This is a genomic window from Actinomyces sp. zg328 (assembly GCF_009829635.1).
GTDB lineage: Bacteria > Actinomycetota > Actinomycetes > Actinomycetales > Actinomycetaceae > Actinomyces > Actinomyces marmotae.
On sequence record NZ_VWPE01000002.1, the window covers coordinates 196,013 to 221,484 of the forward strand.

Annotated in this window: 22 protein-coding genes, 1 tRNA gene and 2 pseudogenes; 19 read left to right on the plus strand and 6 right to left on the minus strand. The window is 70.8% G+C overall.

Annotated elements, in window-relative coordinates:
* Positions 1-10: 10 nt before the first annotated feature.
* The 14 genes from GVV75_RS02150 to GVV75_RS02215 all read left to right on the plus strand — a co-directional run bounded on the left by GVV75_RS02150 (position 11) and on the right by GVV75_RS02215 (position 14,546).
* Entirely contained in the window at positions 11-1,204 is a 1,194-nt protein-coding gene (locus tag GVV75_RS02150) for a phosphoglycerate kinase (RefSeq protein ID WP_159522984.1), read from the plus strand.
* Positions 1,205-1,253: 49 nt separating this feature from the next.
* On the plus strand, positions 1,254-2,036 hold the full coding sequence (tpiA, locus tag GVV75_RS02155) for a triose-phosphate isomerase (RefSeq protein WP_159625349.1): 783 nt from the start codon (positions 1,254-1,256) through the stop codon (positions 2,034-2,036).
* A 224-nt stretch (positions 2,037-2,260) separates the two neighbouring features.
* On the plus strand, positions 2,261-2,503 hold the full coding sequence (secG, locus tag GVV75_RS02160) for a preprotein translocase subunit SecG (protein WP_159522980.1): 243 nt from the start codon (positions 2,261-2,263) through the stop codon (positions 2,501-2,503).
* A 53-nt stretch (positions 2,504-2,556) separates the two neighbouring features.
* A complete protein-coding gene (locus tag GVV75_RS02165) occupies positions 2,557-3,528 on the plus strand; it encodes a site-specific tyrosine recombinase XerD (RefSeq protein ID WP_159813316.1) in 972 nt (323 codons plus the stop codon).
* A gap of 44 nt (positions 3,529-3,572) precedes the next feature.
* Positions 3,573-4,436: a ParA family protein gene (locus GVV75_RS02170; RefSeq protein ID WP_159522978.1), complete on the plus strand. Its 864-nt coding sequence runs from the start codon at positions 3,573-3,575 to the stop codon at positions 4,434-4,436.
* 37 nt (positions 4,437-4,473) lie between these two features.
* Complete coding sequence (locus GVV75_RS02175) at positions 4,474-5,298, plus strand: segregation and condensation protein A (RefSeq protein WP_159523142.1); 825 nt, start codon at positions 4,474-4,476, stop codon at positions 5,296-5,298.
* A 71-nt stretch (positions 5,299-5,369) separates the two neighbouring features.
* On the plus strand, positions 5,370-5,948 hold the full coding sequence (scpB, locus tag GVV75_RS02180) for an SMC-Scp complex subunit ScpB (protein WP_235905184.1): 579 nt from the start codon (positions 5,370-5,372) through the stop codon (positions 5,946-5,948).
* Complete coding sequence (locus tag GVV75_RS02185) at positions 5,945-6,970, plus strand: pseudouridine synthase (RefSeq protein WP_159522974.1); 1,026 nt, start codon at positions 5,945-5,947, stop codon at positions 6,968-6,970. Before scpB ends, GVV75_RS02185 begins: the two co-directional genes overlap by 4 nt.
* Positions 6,967-8,202, plus strand: a complete 1,236-nt coding sequence (locus GVV75_RS02190) for a prephenate dehydrogenase (RefSeq protein WP_235905154.1) — start codon at positions 6,967-6,969, stop codon at positions 8,200-8,202. The genes GVV75_RS02185 and GVV75_RS02190 overlap by 4 nt, the downstream gene beginning before the upstream one ends.
* 454 nt (positions 8,203-8,656) lie before the next feature.
* Entirely contained in the window at positions 8,657-10,843 is a 2,187-nt protein-coding gene (gene der, locus GVV75_RS02195) for a bifunctional cytidylate kinase/GTPase Der (protein ID WP_159813271.1), read from the plus strand.
* An 88-nt stretch (positions 10,844-10,931) separates the two neighbouring features.
* A complete protein-coding gene (locus GVV75_RS02200) occupies positions 10,932-11,330 on the plus strand; it encodes a VOC family protein (protein ID WP_159625341.1) in 399 nt (132 codons plus the stop codon).
* Between the two features lie 95 nt (positions 11,331-11,425).
* Entirely contained in the window at positions 11,426-13,081 is a 1,656-nt protein-coding gene (pgi, locus tag GVV75_RS02205; RefSeq protein WP_159813273.1) for a glucose-6-phosphate isomerase, read from the plus strand.
* Positions 13,082-13,089: 8 nt separating this feature from the next.
* Positions 13,090-14,280, plus strand: coding sequence for a molybdopterin-synthase adenylyltransferase MoeB (moeB, locus tag GVV75_RS02210; protein WP_159813275.1), 1,191 nt, complete (start codon positions 13,090-13,092; stop codon positions 14,278-14,280).
* Positions 14,281-14,469: 189 nt separating this feature from the next.
* Positions 14,470-14,546 (plus strand) — tRNA-Pro (locus tag GVV75_RS02215).
* 118 nt (positions 14,547-14,664) lie between these two features.
* On the opposite strand, the gene GVV75_RS10225 is transcribed toward GVV75_RS02215, so the two are convergent.
* Both GVV75_RS10225 and GVV75_RS10525 read right to left on the minus strand, forming a co-directional pair.
* Positions 14,665-14,886, minus strand: a complete 222-nt coding sequence (locus GVV75_RS10225) for a hypothetical protein (RefSeq protein ID WP_236266029.1) — start codon at positions 14,884-14,886, stop codon at positions 14,665-14,667.
* Between the two features lie 186 nt (positions 14,887-15,072).
* Positions 15,073-15,300: pseudogene (locus GVV75_RS10525) on the minus strand (recombinase family protein); the annotation flags it as partial.
* An 872-nt stretch (positions 15,301-16,172) separates the two neighbouring features.
* Between GVV75_RS10525 and GVV75_RS10230 the strand changes: the two are divergent.
* A complete protein-coding gene (locus tag GVV75_RS10230; protein ID WP_236266030.1) occupies positions 16,173-16,364 on the plus strand; it encodes a hypothetical protein in 192 nt (63 codons plus the stop codon).
* A 36-nt stretch (positions 16,365-16,400) separates the two neighbouring features.
* Positions 16,401-16,622 (plus strand): annotated as a pseudogene (rhuM, locus tag GVV75_RS10430) (RhuM family protein); the annotation flags it as partial.
* A 12-nt stretch (positions 16,623-16,634) separates the two neighbouring features.
* Here rhuM and GVV75_RS02230 read toward each other — a convergent pair.
* Positions 16,635-19,103 carry a glycoside hydrolase family 31 protein gene (locus GVV75_RS02230; RefSeq protein WP_159813280.1) on the minus strand — a complete coding sequence of 823 codons (2,469 nt, stop codon included), beginning with the start codon at positions 19,101-19,103 and terminating at the stop codon, positions 16,635-16,637.
* Between the two features lie 245 nt (positions 19,104-19,348).
* Here GVV75_RS02230 and GVV75_RS02235 point away from each other — a divergent pair, with 245 nt between their 5' ends.
* The 3 genes from GVV75_RS02235 to GVV75_RS02245 are packed head-to-tail and all read left to right on the plus strand — an operon-like array spanning position 19,349 to position 22,685.
* Positions 19,349-20,056, plus strand: a complete 708-nt coding sequence (locus GVV75_RS02235) for a TetR family transcriptional regulator (protein ID WP_159813282.1) — start codon at positions 19,349-19,351, stop codon at positions 20,054-20,056.
* Positions 20,053-21,753, plus strand: a complete 1,701-nt coding sequence (locus tag GVV75_RS02240) for an MDR family MFS transporter (protein ID WP_236266031.1) — start codon at positions 20,053-20,055, stop codon at positions 21,751-21,753. The genes GVV75_RS02235 and GVV75_RS02240 overlap by 4 nt, the downstream gene beginning before the upstream one ends.
* 59 nt (positions 21,754-21,812) lie before the next feature.
* The gene (locus tag GVV75_RS02245; RefSeq protein ID WP_159716826.1) at positions 21,813-22,685 is read left to right on the plus strand and encodes an HAD family hydrolase; all 873 of its coding nucleotides are present in this window, start codon (positions 21,813-21,815) and stop codon (positions 22,683-22,685) included.
* A 35-nt stretch (positions 22,686-22,720) separates the two neighbouring features.
* On the opposite strand, the gene GVV75_RS02250 is transcribed toward GVV75_RS02245, so the two are convergent.
* The 3 genes from GVV75_RS02250 to GVV75_RS02260 form a co-directional block, all read right to left on the minus strand.
* Positions 22,721-23,779 carry an alpha/beta hydrolase gene (locus GVV75_RS02250; protein ID WP_235905150.1) on the minus strand — a complete coding sequence of 353 codons (1,059 nt, stop codon included), beginning with the start codon at positions 23,777-23,779 and terminating at the stop codon, positions 22,721-22,723.
* A gap of 1 nt (position 23,780) precedes the next feature.
* Positions 23,781-24,248 carry an RNA-binding S4 domain-containing protein gene (locus tag GVV75_RS02255; protein ID WP_159813320.1) on the minus strand — a complete coding sequence of 156 codons (468 nt, stop codon included), beginning with the start codon at positions 24,246-24,248 and terminating at the stop codon, positions 23,781-23,783.
* A gap of 85 nt (positions 24,249-24,333) precedes the next feature.
* A complete protein-coding gene (locus tag GVV75_RS02260; protein WP_159813284.1) occupies positions 24,334-25,380 on the minus strand; it encodes an HNH endonuclease family protein in 1,047 nt (348 codons plus the stop codon).
* Between the last annotated feature and the right edge of the window lie 92 nt (positions 25,381-25,472).

The window sequence follows — 25,472 nt, forward strand, 5'->3', positions numbered from 1 at the left end:
GAGAGGTTCCATGAAGACCATCGAGTCCCTCGGCGACCTGGCCGGCAAGCGCGTCCTGGTCCGCTCCGACTTCAACGTCCCGCTCGACGCCGACAAGAACATCACCGACGACGGCCGCATCCAGGCCGCCCTGCCCACCCTGCGCGCGCTCCTCGAGGCCGGCGCCAAGGTCATCATCACCGCCCACCTGGGCCGCCCCAAGGGCCAGGCCAACCCGGACTTCTCGCTGGCGCCCGTCGCCAAGCGCCTGGCTGAGGCCACCGGCGTCAAGGTCGTCCTCGCCGAGGACACCGTCGGCGAGTCCGCCAAGGCCGCCGTCGCCGCCATGAGCGCCGGCGAGATCGTCCTGCTGGAGAACGTGCGCTTCAACGCCGCCGAGACCTCCAAGGACGACGCCGAGCGCGAGGCCTTCGCCGCCCAGCTCGCCGAGCTCGCCGACGCCTTCGTCTCCGACGGCTTCGGCGTGGTCCACCGCAAGCAGGCTTCCGTCTACGACATTGCCAAGATCCTCCCGGCCGCCGCGGGCCTGCTCGTGGTCAAGGAGATCGAGTCCCTCGGCCGCGCCGTCAACGACCCCGAGCGCCCCTACACCGTGGTGCTCGGCGGCTCCAAGGTCTCCGACAAGCTCGGCGTCATCGCCAACCTCCTGTCCAAGGCGGACCGGCTCCTCGTCGGCGGCGGCATGGCCTACACCTTCCTCGTCGCCCAGGGCCACGAGGTCGGCGCCTCCCTGCTGGAGAAGGACCAGGTCGAGACCGTCAAGGGCTACCTGGAGACCGCCAAGGCCAACGGCGTTGAGCTCCTGCTGCCCGTCGACACCGTCGTCGCCCCGGAGTTCAAGGCCGACGCCCCCGCGACCGTCGTGGCCGCCGATGCCATCCCGGCCGACCAGATGGGCCTGGACATCGGCCCCAAGACCGCCGAGATCTTCGGCGAGGCCATCGCCTCGTCCAAGACCGTCGTGTGGAACGGCCCCATGGGCGTGTTCGAGTTCGACGCCTTCGCTGGCGGCACCAAGGCCGTGGCGCGGGCCATCTCCGACTCCGAGGCCTTCAGCGTCATCGGCGGCGGTGACTCAGCCGCGGCTGTGCGCACCCTCGGCTTCGACGAGTCGACGTTCTCCCACATCTCCACCGGCGGCGGCGCCTCCCTGGAGCTCCTCGAGGGCAAGACCCTGCCGGGCATCGCCGTCCTCGAGGACTGATCGCGCCAGCCGACCCACACACCGATAGACAACGAAGGACACCACTGAAATGTCGAACCGCACCCCCCTTATGGCGGGCAACTGGAAGATGAACCTGGACCACCTCGAGGCCAACCACCTCGTCCAGGGTCTCGCCATGGAGCTCAAGGACGCCGGGCACGACTTCGCCAAGTGCGAGGCCGTCGTCATTCCGCCCTTCACCGACCTGCGCACCGTGCAGACCGTTGTCGACGCCGACGACCTGGAGATCAAGTACGGCGCCCAGGACGTCTCCATCCACGACAACGGCGCCTACACCGGTGAGATCTCCACCGCCATGCTCACCAAGCTCGGCTGCTCCTACGTGGTCATGGGCCACTCCGAGCGCCGCGAGTACCACAACGAGTCCGACGAGCTCGTCGGCGCCAAGGCCCGCAAGGCCCTCGACGCCGGCATGACGCCGATCCTGTGCTGCGGCGAGGCCCTGGAGATCCGCAAGGCCGGCACGCACGTTGAGTTCGTGCTCGGCCAGATCCGCGCCGCCCTCAAGGGCTGGAGCGCCGAGGACGTCGCCAGGATCGTCATCGCCTACGAGCCCATCTGGGCCATCGGCACCGGCGAGACCGCCACCGCCGCGGACGCCCAGGAGGTCTGCGGGGCCATCCGCGCGGCCCTGCGCGAGGACTTCGGCGAGGCCACCGCCGAGGCCACCCGCGTGCTCTACGGCGGCTCCGCCAAGCCCGACAACATCGTCGAGCTCATGGCCCAGCCCGACATCGACGGGGCCCTCATCGGCGGCGCCTCCCTCAAGGCGGACTCCTTCGCGGCCATGTGCCGCTTCTACGCCGCCTGAGCCCGACCGGGCGCCGCGCCACCCGCCGCCGCATGAGTGGCGCGTGGGCGGGGCGGCGCCCGTGACGCAACCGCGATCGGGGCCAGGGCGCCTCACAGGAGGCGGGCCCTGGCCCCGGCGCGCGATTCGGGTAGAGTCGGCCACGGTCGTGCCGCGCGATCACCCGCCAGCGGCGCATCAGCTCCTCCCGGGCCCCGCGGGCCCCTCAATGAAAGGACGACGGCGTGGACATCCTCCGCATCATCCTCCAGGTGCTCCTCGTTCTGTCGAGCTTCTTCCTCATCATGTCGATCCTCCTGCACAAGGGGAAGGGCGGCGGTCTGTCCGACATGTTCGGCGGCGGCATCTCCTCCTCGGCCGGCTCCTCCGGCGTCGCCGAGCGCAACCTCGACCGGATTACCGTGGGCGTGGGCCTCGTGTGGAGCGTGACGATCATCGGCCTCGGACTCCTGGCGAAGTTCTCCTGACCACCCCGTACAGCCACGTAGCAGACCCGCGTGGGGACGCCCTCGAGCGCTCCCTGCGCGGGTATCTCGCGCATCTGCGGGTCGAGCGGGGCCTGAGCCAGAACACCCTGGCCGCCTATCTGCGGGACCTGTCCCGATACGCGGGGTTCCTTAGGGGACGCGGCATCACCGGGCCCGGCGGAGTCGCCGAGGAGGACGTCTCCGTCTTCTCCCAGGCCATCCGCACCGGCGAGGACGGGGGGCGCCCCCTGGCCGCCTCTTCCGCCGCCCGCGCCGTCACCGCCGTGCGCGGCTGGCACCGGTTCCTCCTCGACGAGGGCACCACGCCGACCGACCCCTCGGCGGCCGTCCGACCCCCGCAGGTTGGGCGCCGCCTGCCCAAGGCCCTCAGCGTCGAGGAGGTGCGCGCGCTCCTGGAGGCGGCCGCCGTCGACGACTCGCCCGTGAGCCTGCGCGACCGAGCCCTCCTGGAGATCCTCTACGCCACGGGGGCCCGCATTTCCGAGGCGGTCGGCCTCGTCGTCGACGACCTCGACGCCGGCTCGGGCGTGCTCCGGCTCTTTGGCAAGGGGCGCAAGGAGAGGATCGTCCCTGTGGGTCAGTACGCCTGGGCGGCCCTCGACGCCTACCTCGTGCGCGGGCGGCCGGCCCTGGCCTCCAAAGGCAGGGGAGTGCCCGAGGTCTTCCTCAACACGCTCGGGCGGCCCCTGTCCCGCCAGACCGCGTGGAGCGTCCTCCAGCGGGCCGCCGCCCGCGCCGGCCTCGGCGGCCAGCCCACCGGGCAGGCCCCGGCCGCTCCCGATGGCGTCATTGGGGGGGACGGCGGCGCGCGAGCCGACCGCCATATCTCGCCCCACACGCTGCGCCACTCCTTCGCCACCCACCTGCTCGCGGGCGGGGCCGACGTGCGGGTCGTCCAGGAGATGCTCGGCCACGCCTCGGTCACCACCACCCAGATCTACACGAAGGTGACCGTCGACCACCTCAGGGAGGTCTACGCCACGAGCCACCCCCGGGCGCACTGATGATGCCTGCTGATGATCCCAGTGCCGTCCGCTACCCTGGCCCTGTGAGTGACTCCAAGCAGCCCGGCCTGATCGACCTTCCCGCCCCTGAGCAGAAGGAGTTCCCCGTCCCCGCGCCCCTGGAGTCCCACGGGCCGGCCCGGATCATTTCCATGTGCAATCAGAAGGGCGGCGTCGGCAAGACGACGACCACGATCAGCCTGGGGGCCTCCCTCGTGGAGTACGGGCGCAAGGTGCTCATCGTCGACTTCGACCCGCAGGGAGCCGCCTCCGCCGGCCTTGGCGTCAACGCCAATGAGCTCGACACCACCATCTACGACCTCCTCGTGGCCGCCCGCCCCGACATCCTGCCCGTCATCCAGCAGACCTCCATGCCGGGCCTGGACCTCGTGCCCGCCAACATCGACCTGTCGGCCGCCGAGGTCCAGCTTGTCAACGAGGTGGCTCGCGAGCAGGCGCTCGCCCGGGTGCTTCGCCCCGTCGTCGATGACTACGACGCCATCATCGTGGACTGCCAGCCCTCCCTCGGCCTGCTCACGGTCAACGCGCTGACCGCCTCCCACGGCGTCATCATCCCGCTGGAGACCGAGTTCTTCGCCCTGCGCGGCGTGGCCCTGCTTGTGGAGACCGTCGAGCGGATCAAGGACCGCCTCAACCCGCGCCTCGACATCGACGGCATCCTCGCCACCATGGTGGACTCCCGCACCCTGCACTCCCGCGAGGTCCTGGAGCGCCTGGATCAGGCTTTCGGCGAGCGCCTCTTCGACACGCGGATCCGCCGCACGGTGAAGTTCCCCGACGCCTCCGTGGCCGCCGAGCCCATCAACACCTACGCCCCCACGCACGTCGGCGCTGAGGCCTACCGGCGCCTGGCACGGGAGATCGTCGCTCGCGGCTGTGTCGCCTGAGCCGGCCGCCGCGCTCGACGCCCGGGCGCGCGCCGGCATCGGCGGGCGCGAGGGCGCCGGGCAGGAGGGGCCCGCCAGGCTCCCGGGCTTCTCCGTCAGCCTTCCCCAGTTCGAGGGGCCCTTCGACCTCCTTCTCAGCCTCATCGCCAGGCGCCGGCTCGATGTCACCGAGCTCGCCCTGGCCGAGGTCACTGACGAGTTCATCGCCCACATGCGCGCCGACTGGGACCTCGGGCACGCCAGCGAGTTCGTCGTGGTGGCATCTACGCTCCTGGCCCTCAAGGCCCACCGCCTCCTGCCCCAAGTCGACGGGGAGGACGACGAGGACCTGGAGTTGCTGGAGGCCCGTGACCTGCTCTTCGCCCGCCTCCTCCAGTACCGCGCCTACAAGCGGGCCGCCTCCGCCCTGTCCGCCATGGCCGCCGAGGCGGCCACCGCGCACCCGCGCGTCGTCGCTCTCGCCCCTGAGTTCGCCACGCTGCTGCCCAGGCTCGTGGCCACTGTCGGCCCCGCTGAGCTGGCCCGCATCGCTCTGGCCGCTTTCAACCGCCCCGACGCCCCGGGCGTGCAGACCGTCCACCTCCATGAGGCGGTCCCGGTCGGCGAGCAGATCACCCTGCTCGCCCAGCGCCTGCGCGCCGCTGGGACGCTCACCTTTTCCGAGCTCACTGGCGACGCCGAGCGCGTCGCCGTCGTCGTGGCCCGCTTCCTGGGCCTGCTCATCCTCCACCGGCAGGGCAGCGTCGACCTTGAGCAGGGTGAGGCCATGGGCGAGATCACGGTGACGTGGTGCGGCGGGCAGGACGGTCCGGCGGGCATGATGGCCCCGGATATGGACGGCTTGGGGGAGGAGTTCTCATGAGCGCGGATGCCGCTGCGGCGCGGGCCGCCGCGGGGGTCGACGGCCAGGGGGCGCCCGCGGCCGGCGTCACCGTGAGCGATGAGCTGCTGGCCGCGGCTGAGGCGGTGCTCGTCGTCTCCGATGAGCCCGTGGCGCCCGCCGCGCTCGGCGGGGCCCTGGGCCTGGGGGCCGAGGAGGCAGAGGCGTTGCTTGAGGCCTTGGCCGCCGAGTACCGGGGCGAGTCCGCGGGCGGGGCGGCCACGCGCCGTCGGGGGTTCATCCTGCGTCGCGTGGCCGGGGGGTGGCGCCTCGCCTCCGCGCCCGAGCACGCCGGGATCGTCGAGGGCTTCGTCGTCGGCGGGGCCTCCGCGCGCCTGTCCCAGGCGGCGCTGGAGACCCTCGCCGTCGTCGCCTACCGCCAGCCCGTCACCCGCGGGCGCATCGCCGCGATCCGCGGGGTCAACGTCGACGGCGTCGTGCGCACCCTCCACGCCCGCGGGCTTATCGAGGAGGCCGGCAATGAGACCTCCGGCGCGATCCTCTACCGTACGACCAACGAGTTCCTCGAGTACCTGGGGATCGACAGCCTCGACGAGCTGCCGCCCCTGGCACCCCACCTCCCGGACGCCTCCCAGTTGGAGGACATCGAGCACGAGACGGAGACGCGATGAGCACCCGCGGTCACAGCACCGGCAATGACGAGGTCCCCCTGGGCGACTTCGGGGCCGAGGAGTTCTACGACGAGGACGACATCGAGGAGCTCGGCGACGCGGGCCTGACCCCCGGCCAGATCGCCGCCTTCGACGACGGCGCCCTGGCCGAGGAAGAGGAGCTCAGGCTCATCGAGGAGCGCCGCAGGGCCTCCCGGGGCGGTGAGGATGACCCGCACGTCGACTCCGGGCAGCGCCTCCAGAAGGTCCTCGCCCACGCGGGCGTGGCCTCCCGCCGGGCCTGCGAGGCGATCATCGCCCAGGGCCGCGTGAGCGTTGACGGCGTCGTCGTCACCGAGGTCGGGGTGCGCGTGGATCCCGCCCGCCAGGAGATCCGGGTCGACGGCTCGCGCATCCTGACCAACCCCGACGTGCTCACCGTCATGCTGCACAAGCCCGCCGGCGTCGTGACCACCATGGAGGACCCCGAGGGGCGGCCCACCGTCGCCGAGCTGGGGGAGCGGTACGTGGCCGAGCGCGCCGAAGAGCTCTCCCAGCGGGGCGGCGCGCGGGGCGCGGATCGCGGGGATGGCGCGGGCGGGCGTATCAGGCTCGTCCACGTGGGGCGCCTCGACACCGACACCGAGGGCCTGCTCCTGCTGTCCAACGACGGCGAGCTCTCCCACCGGCTCATGCACCCCAGTTACGAGATCTCCAAGACCTACGTGGCGATCGTCCAGGGGAGGGTCGAGCCCTGGGTGCCCCGCAAGCTCAAGCGCGGCATCGAGCTCGAAGACGGCTTCATCAGCGCCGACCGCGTGGTCATCAAGGACTCCGGGCCCGCGGGCTCGATCCTAGAGATCACCCTGCACTCCGGGCGCAACCGGATCGTGCGCCGCATGTGCGACGCCGTCGGGCACCCCGTGATCCGGCTGTCCCGCACCAGGCTCGGGCCATTGGCGCTCGGCGGCCTCAAGCCCGGCGCCATGAGGGCTCTCACCGGTGAGGAGATCGCGGCCCTCCAGAGAGAGGTCGGACTATGAGCCGGTTGGAGGGGAATGTCATCCAGGCGGCCCAGCCCGGTCGGGGGACGGGCGAGGCCGCGGAGGGGGCAGGGGAAGGCCTGGCGGCGCGCCCTCCCGCCGCCACGCGCGGCCCCGTGCTCATCATCGGCACCGGACTGCTCGGCACCTCGCTCGCGCTCGTCCTGCGGGCGGCCGACGTTCCCGTTCAGCTCCAGGACACCTCGCCCACCTCGCTCGCCCTCGCTCGGGACATGGGCGCTGGGGCCATCAGGAGGCAGGGGGACCCCGAGCCGGCGCTCGTCGTCGTCGCGACCCCACCCGATGTGGCCGCGCAAGTGGTCGTGGGGGCCCTGGAGGCCCACCCCGGGGCGGTGGTCACCGACGTCGCCTCCGTCAAGGCGCGCGTGGGCGCGGAGGTGAGGGCCCGGGCCGGCGCGGCGGCCTCCCGCTACGTGGGCTCGCACCCCATGGCCGGCCGGGAGCGCTCGGGGGCCGGGGCCGCTGACTCCGACCTCTTCGCGGGCCGCCCCTGGGTGATCGTCGCCGACGGCGCCGAGCCGGCGGCCGAGATCGCCGTGCGCAACCTGGCGATGGACGCTGGGGCGGCACCGCTGCGCCTGGGCGCCACCGAGCACGACGACGCCGTCGCCGCCGTCTCGCACATGCCGCAGCTGGTCTCCTCCCTCGTCGCCGCCCGTCTTGAGGCCCTGCCGGAGGCGGCGCTCGAGCTCGCGGGCCAGGGCATCAGGGATGTGACTCGCATCGCCGCCTCCGATCCCCGGCTGTGGTCCGCGATCGTGGTTGGCAACGCCGGCCCCGTGGCCGGGCTGCTGCGCGAGCTGCGCGATGATCTCGACGCGCTCATCAGTGGGATCGAGCCGGCGGCCGTTGACGTCGCCGGAGAGGAGCGAGCCGCTCCGGGCAGGGCCGAGGAGATCGCGCCCGGCGCCGTCAGCGCCATCTCGGACGTCATGAGGCGAGGCAACGCGGGTCAGGCCCGCATCCCCGGCAAGCACGGCGGGGCCCCCAGGCGCTACGCGGTGGTGCAGGTCCTCGTCCCCGACAAGCCCGGCCGCCTGGGCCGCCTGTTCACAGAGGTCGGCGAGGCGGGGGTAAACATCGAGGACTTCTCCATGGAGCACTCCGCCGGACAGAGCGCCGGCGTGGCCATGATCTCCGTGCTGCCCAGCGCCGCCCAGCCCCTGGAGGCCGCGCTGGATGAGCGGGGCTGGCGGGTAGTCGTCGCCTAAGGCAGGGCGGGGCTCGCCCGTCTCGGCCCGCAAATACCGTCTCAGCCCGCAGGAACCGTCTCAGCCCGCAAATACCGTCTCAGCCCGCAGGAACCGTCTCAGCCCGGATTTGCGCCCTCATTCTCGCAGTTCGAGGGCGCAACGCCGGGCCGAGGCGGTATATCTGGGGTGAGGGCGTATTTGCGGGCCGAGACGGTTTCTGCGGCGTGACAGAGTGCCCGGATCGAGCGCGAGCCCCTTACGGATGACCCCTACCCGGCCCGCTGGTCTCTGCGGCGTGACAGAGCCCCCGGATCGAGCGCCCACCCCCGTCGGACCGGTCTCGGTCCTGTTTTCGACCGGTCTCGGTGAGGGGGAGGGGGCGGACGGGGTGGCTTTGGCGCGAGCGCGGGGGAATATGGGACGCTTGGCCGGTTGAGCGCGCGAGCGCATCGCGAGGAAGGGCCGGGAGCACATGGGAATCGTCGTCGCCATCGATGGGCCGAGCGGGTCGGGAAAGTCCACCGTCGCCAAGCGGGTCGCCGCCGCGCTGGGCCTGGCCTACCTCGACACCGGCGCCATGTACCGGGCCGCCGCCTGGTGGTGCGAGCGCACCGGCATCGACCTGACCGCCGAGGAGGTGGACGCGGGAGCCGTCACCCGCGCAGTCCTCACCATGCCCCTCGACATGGGCCTCGATCCCACGGCCCCGGGGGTGGCCTGCGACGGCGTCGACATCGCCGAGGCCATCCGCGACCCGCATATCGCCTCCGTCGTCTCGAGGGTCGCCACCAACCTGGACGTGCGCGCCGAACTCGCCCGCCTCCAGCGCGAGATCATCGCGGGCGAGTCCCGCGACGCCGTCGGTCCTCACCGCTCCTTCAGCGCGGGGGAGGGGATCGTCGCCGAGGGGCGCGACATCACCACCGTCATCGCCCCCGACGCCGACGTCCGCCTCCTGGTGACTGCCAGTGAGGAGGCCCGCCTGGCCCGCCGCGCGGGGGACCTGGAGGCCGCGGGCAAGAGCGTGGACGCCGCCGCCCTGCGCGACCAGGTGGTGCGCCGCGACCGGGACGACGCCACCGTCTCCCAGTTCCTCACCGCCCCCGAGGGCGTCACCGTCGTGGACTCCTCCGATATGACGCTTGAGGAGACCGTCGAGCACGTCCTGGGCCTCATCGAGGCCGCCCGCGTCGAGGCCGCCGAGCGCGACCAGGATGATGAGCGTCGGGCCGACGCCCTGCGCGCGGGCCTGGAGGAGTACGAGCTCGTTGAGGAGGACGTCGCCCTCCTCAACGGCGAGGAGGAACTCCCCTCCGGCGACGGCGCCTTCGAGGCGGGGCTGCCGGTGCTCGCCGTGGTGGGGCGCCCGAACGTCGGCAAGTCCACCCTCGTCAACCGGGTTCTCGGGCGTCGCGAGGCCGTCGTCCAGGACAGGCCGGGCGTCACCCGCGACCGCGTCTCCTATCCCGCCGAATGGGTCGGCCGGCGCTTCACCATCGTGGACACCGGTGGCTGGGAGGTCGATGTCGAGGGCCTCGAAGCCTCCGTCGCTTCCCAGGCCGAGGTGGCCGTGGAGCTCGCCGACGCCGTCCTGCTCGTCGTTGACGCGCAGGTGGGCATCACCGAGGCCGACGCCCAGGTGGTCCGCCTCCTGCGGCGCAGCGGCAAGCCGGTTGTGCTGGCCGCCAACAAGGTGGACTCCCCGGCCCAGGAGGGCGACGCCGCGGCCCTGTGGAACCTGGGCCTGGGCGAGCCCTACCCCGTCTCGGCCCTCCACGGGCGCGGCAGCGGTGAGGTTCTTGACGCCTGCATGGAGGTGCTACCAGAGGTCTCGGCCGTCGCCCCCGCCGCCCCCGAGGGGCGGATGCACCGCATCGCCCTCGTGGGGCGCCCGAACGTCGGCAAGTCCTCACTGCTGAATTCCATCGCCGGGCAGGACCGCGTCGTCGTCAATGAGTTGGCCGGCACCACCCGGGACCCCGTGGATGAGATCATCGAGCTCGACGGGCGCCAGTGGGTGTTCGTCGACACCGCGGGCATCCGCCGCCGGGTGCGCCAGTCGCGGGGTGCCGACTACTACGCCGTCCTGCGAACCCAGGGGGCCATTGAGAAGGCGGAGGTCGCCGTCGTCCTCCTGGACGCCTCCGAGCCGATCACCGAGCAGGACGTGCGCGTCATCCAGCAGGCGGTTGACGCCGGGCGCGCGCTCGTGCTGGTCAATAACAAGTGGGACCTCGTGGACGAGGACCGCCAGAAGATGCTCCGGTGGGAGATCGAGCACGACCTCGCGCATGTCTCCTGGGCTCCGCACATCAACCTCGCCGCCGCCACCGGCTGGCACACGAACAGGCTCGTGCGCGCTCTCGACGCGGCCCTGGAGGGGTGGGGCACCCGCGTGCCCACCGGCCGCCTCAACTCCTTCCTCGGCGAGCTCCAGGCCGCCAACCCGCACCCGTTGCGAGGCGGCAAGCAGCCCCGCATCCTTTTCGCCACTCAGGCGCAGGTGCGCCCGCCGCGCATCGTCATTTTCACCACCGGTTTCCTTGACGCCGGCTACCGGCGCTTCATCGAGCGCCGCCTGCGCGAGGAGTTCGGCTTCGTCGGCTCGCCCATCCAGATCGGCGTGCGGGTGCGCGAGAAGCGCGAGCGCAGGCGCTGAGACGAAGGCGCTCCCAGACTCGCGGGAAGCGGCGGGCCCAGGGCTGGAATCCCGGACCTCGCGCGGCGGCAGGCCCTACGATGGGCGGATGATTGACCACATCTCGCTGGCCGTCACAGTGCCCGACGTCTCAACCGACTTCTACGCCAAGGCCCTTGCCCCGCTCGGCTACGCCGTCGTCATGGAGATGGGGCCCGTGCGCGCCCTGGGAGCTGCGGGGGAGGAGGGCAGGAAGGCTGCCCCCGAGCTGTGGCTTGTGCCTGAGCAGCATCCCACGACGATCCACCTGGCGCTGGCGGCCGCGAGTCCGCAGCAGGTGGACGCCTTCCACGCGGCAGCACTGGCGGCGGGCGGGCGGGACAACGGCGCCCCTGGGGAGCGCGCCCACTACCACCCTGGCTACTACGCCGCCTTCGTCCTGGACCCCGACGGGCACAACCTTGAGGTCGTCTGCCACAACGGCCCCGTGGAGCCGGTGCCGGCCTGACACTCCTGACGGGCGGCGCCCAACGCTCGTCTTAGGCAGGGGACCGGAGTCCGGGTCCCAAGCGGCTGGGGAGGGCGAGCGACTAGGCTGGGTCCATGCTGAATCCGGTTGACCCCACCACCACGCCCGCCTGGACCCGCCTCACCGAGTTGCGTATCGGGATGCGCCCTGACCTGCGCGCCTGGTTCGCCCAGGACCCCGAGCGCGCCGAGCGCTTCACCTACCAGGTCGGGGACCTGACCATCGACCTGTCCAAGAACCTCCTGACCGACGACGTCCGCGACGCCCTGGCCTCCCTAGCCATCGAGGTGGACGTTCCCGGGCGCCGCGACGCCATGTACGCCGGTGAGCGCATCAACGTCACCGAGGACCGCGCCGTCCTCCACACCGCCCTGCGCCGCCCGGCCGACGACGCGTTCATGGTCGATGGCCAGGACGTCGTCGGCGACGTCCACAAGGTCCTCGACCGCGTCTACGACTTCGCGCGCCGCGTGCGCTCCGGCCAGTGGGTCGGCGTGACCGGCAAGCGCATCGAGACCGTCGTCAACATCGGCATCGGCGGGTCCGACCTCGGCCCCGTCATGGTCTACGAGGCCCTCAAGCCCTACGTCCAGGACGGCCTGGAGTGCCGCTTCATCTCCAATATCGACCCCAACGACTGCGCGGAGAAGGTCAAGGGCCTCAACCCCGAGACCACCTTGTTCATCATCGCCTCCAAGACCTTCACCACCCTGGAGACCCTCACCAACGCGCGCATGGCCCGCGACTGGTTCCTCTCCGCGCTGGCTGAGCGCGGCATCAGTGCCGAGGGCGCCATCGCCAAGCACTTCGTTGCCGTCTCCACCGCCCTGGACAAGGTCGCCGAGTTCGGCATCGACCCCGACAACGCCTTCGGCTTCTGGAACTGGGTCGGCGGGCGCTACTCCGTGGACTCCGCCGTCGGCACCGTGCTCGCCGTCGCCATCGGCCCGGAGAACTTCGCGGACTTCCTGGCCGGTTTCCACGCCGTCGACGAGCACTTCGCCACCAAGGACCCGGCGGAGAACGCGCCCATGCTCATGGGCCTGCTCAACGTCTGGTACGTCAACTTCTTCCACGCCGCCAGCCACGCGGTGCTGCCCTACTCGCAGTATCTGCACCGCTTCCCCGCCTACCTCCAGCAGCTCACCATGGAGTCCAACGGCAAGTCCGTGCGCTGGGACGGATCCTCGGTCACCACCGAGACCGGCGAGATCTTCTGGGGCGAGGCCGGCACCAACGGGCAGCACGCCTTCTACCAGCTTATCCACCAGGGCACCCAGCTCATCCCCGCTGACTTCATCGCCGTGGCCAACCCCGCCCACCCGGTGACCGACGGCGGCGTCGACGTCCACGAGTTGTTCCTGTCCAACTACCTCGCCCAGACGGCCGCGCTCGCCTTCGGCAAGACCGCCGAGGAGGTGCGCGCCGAGGGAACGCCGGAGCCGATCGTCCCCGCCCGGGTCTTCGCCGGCAACAAGCCGACGACGTCGATCCTCGCCCCCGCGCTCACCCCGAGCGTCGTGGGCCAGCTTATCGCCCTGTACGAGCACATCACCTTTACCCAGGGCATCGTGTGGGGCATCGACTCCTTCGACCAGTGGGGCGTCGAGCTCGGCAAAAAGCTCGCCCTGGAGATCGCGCCGGCCGTGCAGGGCGACGCCGACGCGCTGGCCGCGCAGGACTCCTCCACGCAGGCCCTCATCCGCCGCTACCGGGAGCTGCGTCACTGAGCGCCGCCATGACCCCTCAGGACCGCGCCCCGTGGGCGCCCATCATCAGTGACGGGCGCCTGCGGGCCCTGTCCGACGCCGAGCGCGCCCGGTACTCGCGCAACATGCTCGTCCCCGAGGTTGGCGTGACGGGACAGCGGCGCATCCGGGCCGCCCGTGTGCTGCTCATCGGGGCGGGCGGCCTCGGCGCGCCCGCCGCGCTTTACCTCGCCGCCGCCGGAGTGGGGACGCTCGGGATCGTCGAGTTCGACGTCGTCGACGCCTCCAACCTCCAGCGGCAGATCATCCACACGACGGCGGGAGTTGGCGCCTCGAAGGCGCGCTCGGCGGCGTCGGCGATCAACGCCCTCAACCCCGATGTCGAGGTCATCCTCCACGAGGAGCGGCTCGATGCCGCCAACGCGCTCGACCTTCTGGAGGGCTGGGACGTGGTGGTGGACGGCACCGACAACTTCCCGACCCGCTACCTCGTGGGCGACGCCTGCGCCATGCTCGGCATCCCGCTCGTCCACGGCGCGGTCCTGCACTCGGCGGGCCAGGTGGGGGTCTTCGACGCCGCCCGGGGGCCCTGCCACCGATGCCTCCACCCAGAGCCGCCGCCACCGGGCTCCGTGCCCTCCTGCGCCGAGGCCGGCGTGCTCGGCGTCCTGCCGGGCATCATCGGCACCATGCAGGCCGCCGAGGCCCTCAAGCTCATCGTCGGGGGAGGCGAGCCGCTTATCGGCCGCCTCCTGCTCCTGGACGCCTGGGGCGCCGACGTGCGCGAGGTGCCCGTGGCCAAGCGACCGGGCTGCGCCCTGTGCGGGGCGAGCCCGACCATCACGAGTCTTGAGACGGCGCAGGACGCCTGCGCCGCGCCTGAACCAGCACAACCGAACGAGGAGACCATGAGCACCATCACCGTATCTGAGCTGCGCGCCCGTATCGCGGCGGGGGAGAGGCCCGGTGAGGCCTACACCATCCTGGACGTGCGTGAGGCCGACGAGGTCGCCGCCATGCCCGTGGAAGGGGCGGTCCACATCCCGCTGGGGGAGGTGGTCGAGCGAGCCGGGGAGTTGGACACCGGCAAGGAGACGGTGGTGACCTGCCAGGGCGGCACCCGCTCCAAGAGGGCCATCGAGGCCCTTCAGGCCGCAGGGTACGCGGGAGCGCTGACTAACCTTGAGGGCGGCGCCCGCGCCTGGTACGAGAGCGCCTGAGGTGCCCGCGCGGGCCGGTCACGGCGGGATCGTGACGCGGCGGGATCAGTTGACTCCGCCGTCGCCCCTGCCGTGACCGGCGTCACCGCGCTCCGGTTTCGCCTGCGGGGCCGTGGTGGGCTAAGGTTCTACACGTTCCAAGCGGAGCCGAGCGGTGGAGGGGACTCCAGTCGCAGGGCCGTGAGGCAACGGGCTGTGGCGCAGTTTGGTAGCGCACTTGACTGGGGGTCAAGGGGTCGTGGGTTCAAATCCCGCCAGCCCGACCATCAACTTCATACATTTATCCGCGTCATGGTTCCCATGGCGCGGGTTTTTGCTTGTCTCGGGCTGCTTGATGGGTCTTCTGGGCGGGGTCGGGCTTGGTCTGGTGGATCGGATGGGGGCTCATGAGGCCGACTCCCAGGCCTGATCCGTTCTGGTGACTCCCTGCTTCTGGGCCTGGAGCGCCCACCTTCTCTGCTTCCTCTCGCTCTTCAGGCTCCTCCTGTGCTCCCAGGGTGTCTGTGTTCTCTCCAATCCAGGCCAGGATGCTGTTGAAAAGTGGTTGACTGCTTGCCTTATCTCGGTGACCAGGTTCTTGGATTTGAAGTCGGTGATGTAGGCCATGATGCCGTGCAGGAGTAGACCGCCGGGGCTGGTCGATGTTCTCGCTGATGGGGACCAGGCGGGTTCCCTAGTCGTCGAGGCTCTGCCCCAGGGCGGTTTCGTTGTAGCAGTCGCGCACCAGGCGGTCGAGTTTGTGCACGATGACGTAGTCGGTGCCCCGCCGTGCCACTGCCTCCTCTCATTGAGAAAGCGCAGCATGTCCTGGAGGGCGGGTCGTCGGGTAGTAGCAGCGGACAGGCCGCCTTCGATGAGCTCCTTGACGATGATCGCCCTGAGGCTCATCGCCTTGCGCGTGTAGGCGGCCCGTTGGGCGGGGATGGAGAAGCCCTGCTCCCAACCACCGCGTCTGGCCTGTTCACGGGAGGAGACCGGTAAGTAGGCCACGACTCGTCCTGGTGTCAGGTCGGCTGCCATGGCGGCCAACGGATCCTGGCGCGAGGGGCAGGCCAGCCCGTGGGCGTGGCGTTCCGGTTCCCGGCCACAGTGTCTCTTGACGGGCGTGGCCTTCACTTGGGTATTGATCGCCCGAGCAAGGACTTAGGCGGTAAGTTGAGCTACGACCCTCAAGTGGTGGGTCAAGTTTCTCTGATGGACTTTGCCCCCGTGATGACGGAGGCAAAGTATTGGATGAGCCGGACGCCTCCACCTTGCGCTACCGCTACGACGGCTGGCTGTTCCCGAGAGTTGGCCCGGTCTTCGTCTGGACGCTCCCCTCCGAGGAACTTCCAGCACAGCCGAAATCTCCGGAGGACTCAGACGCCACGCACCCCGCGCCTCACACCCCACCAGTACCTCTCCGCCCCACAAGACAACGTCCACCGCACAGGAGCCGTCTGACGGCGCCGCCACAGCCGGAACGTCCACTACGCCAAGTTGCATGAACCAAGAGTCACAGGCTCCGTCTCATAGCACTCATCCCTCAGTCTGTCGGCAGAGCACAGAGCACCCGCGGGACTCATTGTCTCTGGATCAGGGGTCGTGAGACCTATCGGATGTGCTGGTGGTTAGCTCCACCTCCAAGTCATCGCTCTCCGCCATGACTGGTAAGGTCGGTAGACGGGTGAGCCGGGGTCGTGAAGAGCCGAATCTGTCCCAAGATAAACTGGCCGAGCGCCGCACCTGTCACCCGATCGTTGCTATGGCCACTGATATCGTGACCGCCATCAGCCTGAGCACTGAACCGGCCATTATATCCAATATACGACGTGCGCATAGAATTGATGTGATGCATCATAGTCCTATATCCCACGCCGCCGAATCGGCCAGATAAACTCGTTCGCAACTCCATGGCAGAGTTTCTTATATTCACCGTCAAAGAAGGTGGCGATTCAATTCAGGTGCGCTATGAAGATGAGATGCCCTGGTTGACCAAGCAGCTCATGGCGGAACTGTTCGGCACGACTCAAGCTAACATCTCTATCCACCTTCGCAACATCTACGAGTCCGGGGAGGTGACGCAAGCAGCAACCTGTAAATAATTTTACAGGTTCGAACCGAAGGATCGCGTCAACTCAGTTAGAGCCACCCAGTTCCGCCAGTGGGCGACACGGGTGTTGCACGACTTCGCCATCCGCGGCTACGTCATTGACAGAGAGCGCATGGCCAATGGTGCCTTCCTGGGCTCGGATTACTTCGAGCGCCTTCTCGAGGAGATACGTGAAATCCGGCTGCCTGAACGACGCTTCTACCAGAAAGTCACTGACGTCTACGGCACCAGTGTCGACTATAACCGCCACGCTCAGCGGGCCTCAGGCGACCTCGGCGATCGCGGCCAGCACGGCGTCGGGGACTCCCACGGCGCGCAGGCCGCCGAGCAGCGCCCCGCCGGTCGCCCCCGACCGGACGACGTCCCAGGCGCGATCCTTCACCACGTAGTCGATCTCCACCGGCTCAAGGATCGAGAACACCTCATCGGCCAGAGCCGGCGGCGCCGCCCGCAGCCCCTCCAACTCCACCACCACGCCGTCGGCCGGGCGAACCTCTCCCAGCGCGATATCGAGCCCCGCGCCCAGCGTGAAACCATCGGCCAACCGGCCACGCACCTCCAGCGCCCGCCCATCCAAGGACGCCCGCACATCGCCACCGGTCGACAGGAGGCGCACGGTGATCTCCCGCGCCTCGGGCACCACGCCCCGCGGGCCCTCCTGGCCGATCTCCAAGCGCGCGCGCCCGGCACTCTCATCCCAGGTCAGGGTCAAGCGCGTGCGCACCACGGCATCCGGGCCGGGCTCGGGAGAGCCATCGTCCTCCTCCAGGACGAACACGCCGTCGGCCCCCGGCACCACCACGACGTCGAGGCGCCGGGGATTGGCGCCCGCGGCCTCGGCCAGGTCGCCTGCGAGCACGAGGAGGCTGCCCGCGCGCGCCAGCACCGGCACCTGCTCCAGGCGCCGCGAGAGCACGAGCTCGGCGCCACCCTCGACACCGGCCGTGTAGCGACGGCCGGTCGGCAGGTCGAACCAGGTCCCCTCGGGGAGCCAGGCGCTCTCCTGGGCGAGCCCGGTGGCGGCATCGGAGCGGTGAACCATGGGCACCACCAGGAGGTCGCCGAACAGGAATTCCGCGTGGTGGGAGTAAGCCCCCGCACGCCACGGATGGTCGTGGTAGAGCGGGCGGATCGGGGCGAGGCCGTCGGCCGCGGCGCGCCGGGCCCACGTGTACAGGCTCGGAACCAGCCGGTGGCGCAGGCGCAGGTAGGCGCTCATCGTGGCGCGGGCATCACGGGAGTAGCGCCACGGCTCCTTGGAATTGAAGACCGACGCCGTGGAATGGAGGCGATTGATGGGGGAGAAGCAGCCCAGCTGCGCCCAGCGCGCCATCATCTCGGAGTCCTTGACGCCGAGCATGTGACCGCCGATGTCATTCGACCACCAGAAGTACCCGATATTCGCGGCCCTCGCCGTGAACTCCGGCTGGAAAGCCAAGGAGTTCCAGCTGGTGACCGTGTCACCGGAGAAGCCGATGGGCGTGCGGTGGCTGGAAGCGTCCGCGAAGCGGGAGAAAGTGATGGGGCGGCGCCGTCCACCCGGGCGCTCCCTACCGGAATCCAAGTAGTGGATGTGGTTGAGCATCCACAGGGGGTCGAGGCCCGGGATATCGGTGACGCCTCCCTGCTGCCAGTCGAGCCACCAGAAATCGACGCCGTCCTCCTCCAGCACGTGGTGGGCGCGCTCCAGGTAGGCGGCCACGAAGGCCTTGTCCGTGATGTTGAAGGGGATCTCCTCGCCGGAGTCGGGATCACGGCCCAGATCCCGCATCATCGGGGCATAGGCGTCCTCGTGGCGCCGGATACCGGCCGCCGGATGCAGGTTGAGGGTCACCATCATGCCCCGCTCATGAAGCGCGGCGAGGAAACGCGAGGGGGAGGGGAAGAGCTCGGTGTTCCAGGAGTATCCGGTCCAGCCGTTGCCGATGGCCGGGTCGATGTCCACCCAATGCCAGTCCATGTCGAGCACTGCCACGGAGAAGGGCAGGCCCTCCGCGGCAAAGCGGTCGATGAGCGCGAGGTACTCCTCCTCAGAGTACGGGTGGTAGCGGCTCCACCAGTTGCCCAGGAGCGCCCGGGGCACCAGCGGCGTCGGGCCCGTCAAGGCGAAGAAGGCGCGCAGGGCGCCGCGGTAGTCCTGGCCGTAGCCGAAGAGGTAGAGGTCTTCCCCGCCCGGGGCTCCGTCCACCGGGCTGGCGCCCGGGCGCGGCCGCACCCACTGGTCCTCCTGGAGCAGCAGGGATCCGGAGTCGTCGACGACGGCAATGCCGTCCGTGGACAGCAGCCCCGGCCCCAGGTCCACCCGGCCGTCGGCCTCGTCCAGGGTACGGCGGGTGCCGCCGAGGTTCGTCGGGTAGTTCTCGTGGGGGTCCCACGCATCGCCGTGGTGCCAGGTGCCCCCGTGGAGGTTGAGGACCGCGGTGCGCAGGCTGACGCTCAGCCCGGACCGGGAGAATCCCCGCGAGGGCTGGTAGGCCAGGTGGAGGTGCTCGGTGAGTATCTCTAGGCGGTCATCGCCCCGCACCACCTTAAAGGCCGGCGTGGGGCCCAGGTTCCGGGACAGGACGAGCTGGGTGGCGGCGTCGGTGAAGACCCCGTCAGGGGAGTGCTCCATGCGGATGAGCCGATCGGTGAGCACGGTGAAGCGGGCCGATCCCGCCATCACGACGGCGTCGGGGCGGGCGGGGGCCATCCGGGGCTGGCTGGAGGCGGAGGACAGGGGAGAGGGCATGATCGGTCTTCGACTACGGCGGTGGCGGCGCCCGCCAGGGGGCGCTTATGGACGACGGGGCGGATGAGGAGCACCGGCCTGACCCCATCATCCATCACGGGGCGCCACCTGGGGTAGCCCTCCCGGGCCAGCCCGGGTGGGGGAGCGGCGCGGCGGCGCCATCCATCGATCGTTCTGACGCCGTGTGCTCATAAGCACACGTTTTGCACTTGGTGCAAGGCTGCACCGAGTGCAACGCTCATGCCATGACTCATCCACCCGCGAACGGCGCCGCTCCCCAGGCGGGCCTGCGCGCTACCAACACGCGCCGCACCCGCGAGGCCATCCAGGCCAGCGCCCTGCGCCTGGCCGCCGAGCGCGGCTACGAGGCCACCACCGTCGAGGACGTCGCCGCTGACGCGGGAGTGTCCCGCCGCACGGTCTTCAATTACTTCCCGACGAAGGCCGATCTCATCCTCCGCGCCCCCCAGGTGCCCACCCAGGCCGAGGTCGAGGTTTTCGTCGCCTCCGACGGCGAGCTCCTGCCCGATCTCCTCGGGCTGATCACTCACGCCGTCGCCCCCATGGCCAGCGATGCCGAGGACTTCCAGCGGCTGCGCCGCGTCCTGCGCGACGCCCCGGGCATCTTCCCCGAGCTCCAGTCGCGCGTGCGCCTCGTCCAATCAGTCATCCGCGCCGCCCTCGCCCGGCGCTTGGGGGCGGACCTCGACTCCCCGCGGGTCATCACGGCCGCCGCGCTGGCCACCACGTTGCACAGGGCGGCCTTCGAACTCTGGGCCGGCGACGGCGGCGATCCCGGTGCCGATGCGCCCTGCGACGGGGCGGCCCCGTCCTCCCGCGCATCGGCCGCGCCCGAAACCCTCGCGGAGGCGCTCGACCTCGTCACCGCCAGCCTCCACGACATCCTCGACAACCCCACGGCGCCCGCCGCCACGAGAAAGGACCACGCGTGACCAAGCGCGACACTGACTCACTCACCGCGCGCGCCGGGGCGTCAGGCACCGTCACGGCGGCGGACGTGTTCAAGCCCGACCGCCGCTTCTGGGCCGTTTACGCCTCCCTGCTGGTCGTCATGTTCCTGTCCGCCCTCGACCAGATGATCGTCGGCACCGCGCTGCCCACCATCGTCGGCGACCTCGGCGGCGCCAGCCACATGGCGTGGATCATCACCGCCTACACCCTCGCCATCACCGTGGCCATGCCGGTCTACGGCAAGCTCGGCGACCTCGTGGGCCGCAAGACCCTCTTCCTGATCGCCATCGCCCTCTTCCTGGTCGGGTCCGCGCTGTGCGGCACCGCCGACTCCATGACGGCGCTCATCGCCTGGCGGGCCCTCCAGGGATTGGGCGGCGGCGGCCTCATGATCTCCTCCCAGGCGATCACCGGTGACCTCATCCCGCCGCGCGTGCGCGGCACCTACATGGCCCCCATGGGCGCCATGTTCGGCATCGCCTCCGTCCTCGGCCCCATCATCGGCGGCTGGCTGACCGACTCCGTCTCCTGGCACTGGGTCTTCTGGGTGAACCTGCCGCTGGGCATCATCGCCTGGATCGCCGTGTGGGCGGTCCTCAAGCTTCCGGCCCACAGGCTCCAGGCCAGGATCGACTGGGCCGGGCTGGGCCTGATGAACCTCGGGGCCGTGCTCATCGTCCTCGTGGCCACGTTCGGCGGCAACCAGCTCGACTGGACCAGCCCCGCGCTTATCGCCATGGCCGTCGTCGGCGCGCTGGCCTGGCTCCTCCTGCCCCTGGTCGAGAATCGCGCGGCTGAGCCGATCCTGCCCATGACGGTCCTGATGAACCGCACTTTCGTCCTCTCCACCGTCCAGGGGATGCTGGCCATGGGCGGCATGATCGGCGCCAGCCTCTACCTGCCGACCTTCCTCCAGATGAGCTACGGCTACTCCGCGACCGCCTCCGGCATCCTCCTGGTCCCCATGACAGTGGGGATGCTGGTCGCCGGGATCGGCTCGGGCATCCTCGTCACCCGCACCGGGCGCTACCGGGTGTACCTCATCATCGGGCCGGTCATCGCCGGCGCGGCACTGCTGTGGATGGGCACGTTCAGCGCCTCCACCCCCGTGGGGATCATCTCCACCGCCGTCTTCGTCCTCGGCGCGGGGATCGGGCTGTTCTTCCAACTGCTGATCACGGTGGTGCAGAACGACGTCGAGCCGCGCCACCTCGGCACGGCCACCAGCGGCAACAACTTCTTCCGCGAGGTCGCCGTCTCCCTGGGCGCCTCCCTCATCGGCGTGGCCTTCTCCAACAACCTGACCGACCAACTCGGCTCCAAACTCATGGCCCTGGCCATGAGCGAGGACCCGCGGATCCAGGAGGCGCTGCGGGGCTTCCACGGCGCCGAGGCCGGCTCCTCGCTCACGCCGGCCCTCGTCAACCAACTCCCGGACGCCCTCCACACGGCAATCACCAACGCCTACGCCGACGCGCTCACCCCGATCTTCCTGATCATGGTGCCCGTCTTCGGCCTGGCCACGCTCATCGGGTTCCTTTACAAGGACGTCCCGCTGTCTCGCCAGTCCGCTCTTAAGCAGGTCGCGCAGGCCGAGGGCGTCAGTGCCCGCAACGCTGACAACGACGGCGAGCCCGGCGATGCTGGTGCCGCGGCCAAAGCGGGGCTCGACCGATGAGGCCGAATCACGGGGCCCTGTTCCTCTCATGGTGAGGAGGCTCTGACATGATGAGCGCCGTGAAACGTGAACCGCTCGACGCCCGCCTGTCCGCCTCCCTGCCCGAGACCGTCGACCTGAGACTGGTGGTCACCGACATGGACGGCACGCTCGTCGACGGCGAGGAGCGCCTCCCTGAGGGGCTCGAGGCCGCCGTCGCCGAGATGCGCGAGCGCGGCGTCCTCTTCGCCCCGGCCTCGGGGCGGCAGATGGCCAACCTCCGCCACGTGCTGGGCGGGGCCGTGGAGGACTCCCCCCTCATCGCGGAGAACGGGGCCCTCGTCGTGCATGACGGCGCGGAGATCCACTCCGTGACCATCAGCCCCGATGAGGCCCGCGCCGCCATCACCGCCGTTCACCGCCTCGCCTCCGAGGGGCGCGATCTGGGAGCGGTCGTGGCTTGCAAGGAGCGCGCCTACACCGAGAGGGATGACGCCCCCTTCGCCGCTCGGATCAGCACCTACTACACCGCCCACCGCCGCGTCGACGACCTCCTGGCCCTCCCGCTGGACACCGTCATCAAGGTCGCCGTGTTCGACTTCGACGACGTCGAGGACGGCACTGCTGAGGCGATGCGCGCGGCCGTTCCCACCGTCCAGGCCGTTGTCTCGGGCAAGCACTGGGTGGACCTCATGTCCCCCGGCGCAGACAAGGGGCGCGCCGTCGGCGCCATCCAGGAGCGCCTGGGCATCACCCCCGCCCAGACCGCCGTCTTCGGCGACTACCTTAACGACCTCAGCCTCTACGACTACTCCGAGCTCTCCTTCGCGATGGCCAACGCCCATCCCAGCATCCTGGCGGCCGCCAACCACATGGCTCCGGCCAACACCGAGGACGGAGTGCTGCGCGCCGTGGCCGCCCTTATGGAGCGGCTGCCGGCCGACCGCGGCTGAGGTCCCGCCCGTCATCGGGTCGGGGGCCGAGCCCCTCAGGCGCGGCGCAGCGCCCGCCCGAGCGCGTCGATGGACTCTGCCCGGAAGTCCCGCATCGAGCGGGCCCACTGGCAGATATCCGCCCCGTGGTACATGCCAGGCTCCACGCGCAGCCGCGCGGGCACGCCACTGGCCCCCAGCCGACCCGCGTAGTCGACGCACTCGTCGACGAACAGGTCGAGGTCTCCCACCCCGATCCACGCCGGGGCGAGGCCGGTCAGGTCCTCACAACGGGCCGCGACCGCCCAGGGGCGGTCCTCGGGCTCCCCCGGGGGATGCGAGAGATAGGCCTGCCAGCACTCCGCGTTCTGCCGGGCCGTCCATACGAAGTCGCCCCTGCCCGGGATGCCGACTCCGCCGACGCCGGTGCGGTCATCGAGCATGGGGTAGATGAGCATCTGGAAGACCAGGCCGACCCCCTCATCGCGGCAGCGCTGGGCCAGCGCCGCCGCCAGGCCCCCGCCGGCGCTCGCCCCTCCCACCGCCACGCGCGAGGTGTCCACATCCAGGGCCGGGGCGCTCATGCGCAGCCACCGCAGCGCGCTCCGCGCGTCGTCGATCGCCGCGGGGTAGGGGTGCTCGGGGGCGAGGCGGTAGTCCACCGAGACCACGAGGATGCCGAGCTCGCGGGCGATGCGCGAGCACAAGGCGTGATCCTGGGCGGGGCTGCCGGCGATGAGGCCGCCGCCGTGGATCCAGATCAGAGCGCCGCTCGGCCCGCCCTCGCGCCGGGCGGCCGTCTCGTAGAGCCACAGGCGCAGGCTCCGCCCGCCCGAGTCGATGACCTGCTCGCGGCCCAGTCGGCGGGGGAAGATCCTTCCCTGGGTGGCCAGCCGCGGCATTCCGCGGAAAGTCTCGGGGGTAATCGGCTGGGGCTCCCCCGTGGGCCCGTGGCCGTGGACCAGGAGGGGAGCGCGCAACTCAGGGGCGACGTCGTGGAACGCCGGGCCCAGGTCACGGCGCCGGGTGCCCACCGCCCTCGCCGTGACGCCGAGCGCGGCGAGGCCGGCCAATGCCGCGGCGCCCATGGACGGGCGCCCTCCGAATCCCGGCATCTCAATCCTCCTCATCAAACGCCCTGGCGAGCTTGGCGTCCAGTTCATCGACGATCACCCGCTCGCCGTGATCCGCCGCGGCGCCTCCCATAAGCGCGTCGAGCCGGCGGCGCTCCCGTTTCGTGGGGCGGCCCGCCCCACGGTCCCGGATGATCGCCGCCGGGGAATCCAGGGGGGAGGGCCTGGGCGCGGAGAAGTCCTTGTAGGCGGCGCGGGCGATAGGGGCGCCGACCCGCTTGACGAGGATGCGCGTGACCAGCAGCAGGCGGTCGAAGCCATCCACCCGGTAGCGGATCTCGTCACCGACCTTGACCTGCTGGGCGGGCTTCGCCGACTCCCCGTTGACGCGCACGTGCCCGGCCTTGCAGGCGGCGGTGGCCGCCGACCGGGACTTGATCTGGCGCGTGCTCCACAGCCACACGTCCACGCGCGCGCTGGTGGGCCCGCCCGCTCCCGCGGCGTCCTCGATCGCGCGTCGGCGCGCCTGATCGAGGGACTCCCGCCTCCCGGAGCCGTCGTCGGTTCTCACAGGGGCATCCTAGCCTTGGAGGGGCTCAGCCTCGACGCCGACGGCCGGGCGCCCGCCGGAGGCAACGGCGCGCCCGCGCCACGATCCCTGCGCCCAGCAAGAGCATCCCCGCGGTGAGGAGCGCCCGGTGGTAGCCATCGCCCAGGAGTGCCCCGGGCAGGCGGGCGACGGCGTCCCTCGTAGTCCCGATGATGCTGGGGGCGCCATCCCCGCCGGCCGCGCAGTCGGCGAGCGTGGACCGCAGGGCCTGGCGATCCGCGTCCGGCAGGCCGAGCCGGTAAGCGGCGGCCACGCTCACGAAGCGCTGCGCGTACTCGCACCGGAACGAGTCATTGGGGGGCCACCAGCCGGGGGAGGCAGCCGTGGACCACGTGCCGGTCTCGGTGGAGCCGATAGGGCAGGTGGCCGGACCGCAGGCCCCCTTGGACTGGTTGGCCTGGCCCTCAACGGCCACGAGGTTAAGCGGGTCGTTGGCCACCAGCAGGCGGGTGCGGGCGTCCCACGCCCAGGCTCCATGGGCGTAGAGGTAGTTGAGCGGGATGACGTGGTCGATCTGGACGGCGTCGGAGGTTGAGCGCCCGCGCTGGAAGCTCACCGAGGCGCCGGTGTACGGGTCGTGGAGGACCCCGCTCCACACCGTGGCGTCGGGGCAGACCGCCGCGCCCTGGCCCCTGCCGTCCTCACGGCCCTGCTGCCCGTCGGCGCGGGAGAAGTCCGCGTGGGACAGGTCCCGGGCCAGGATCTCGTTGCGCGTGTCGCAGCCATCGCCGTCGACGTCTTCCCAGGCCTTGCCGAACCAGCCGGTGCGGCTGCCGCCGGCGCTCCAGGACTCGGCGGCGGGCTGATCGGCGGGGAGCGCGTCGAGCGCCGCGATCGCGGCGGCCGGATCGAGGACGGCGCTGGCCCGATCGTCCCAGGCCACACCGTCGAGCCATGCCTGGGTGGCGGGGGCACCGACGGGCATGGCGGGAGGCGACGGCTCCGACTCGGCGGGCGCGGCGATCGGGGCGGTGGCCAGGGCGAGGGCGCACGCCGCCATGCCGAGGGGCAGGGCGTGGATGGGACGGCACATGGACCGACCGTACGTCGCCGCGCCGACCCGTGAGTGCAGGCCTGTGGACAGCGCGCCTTACCGGCCTGGATCCACAGGCCCGGGGCGCGATG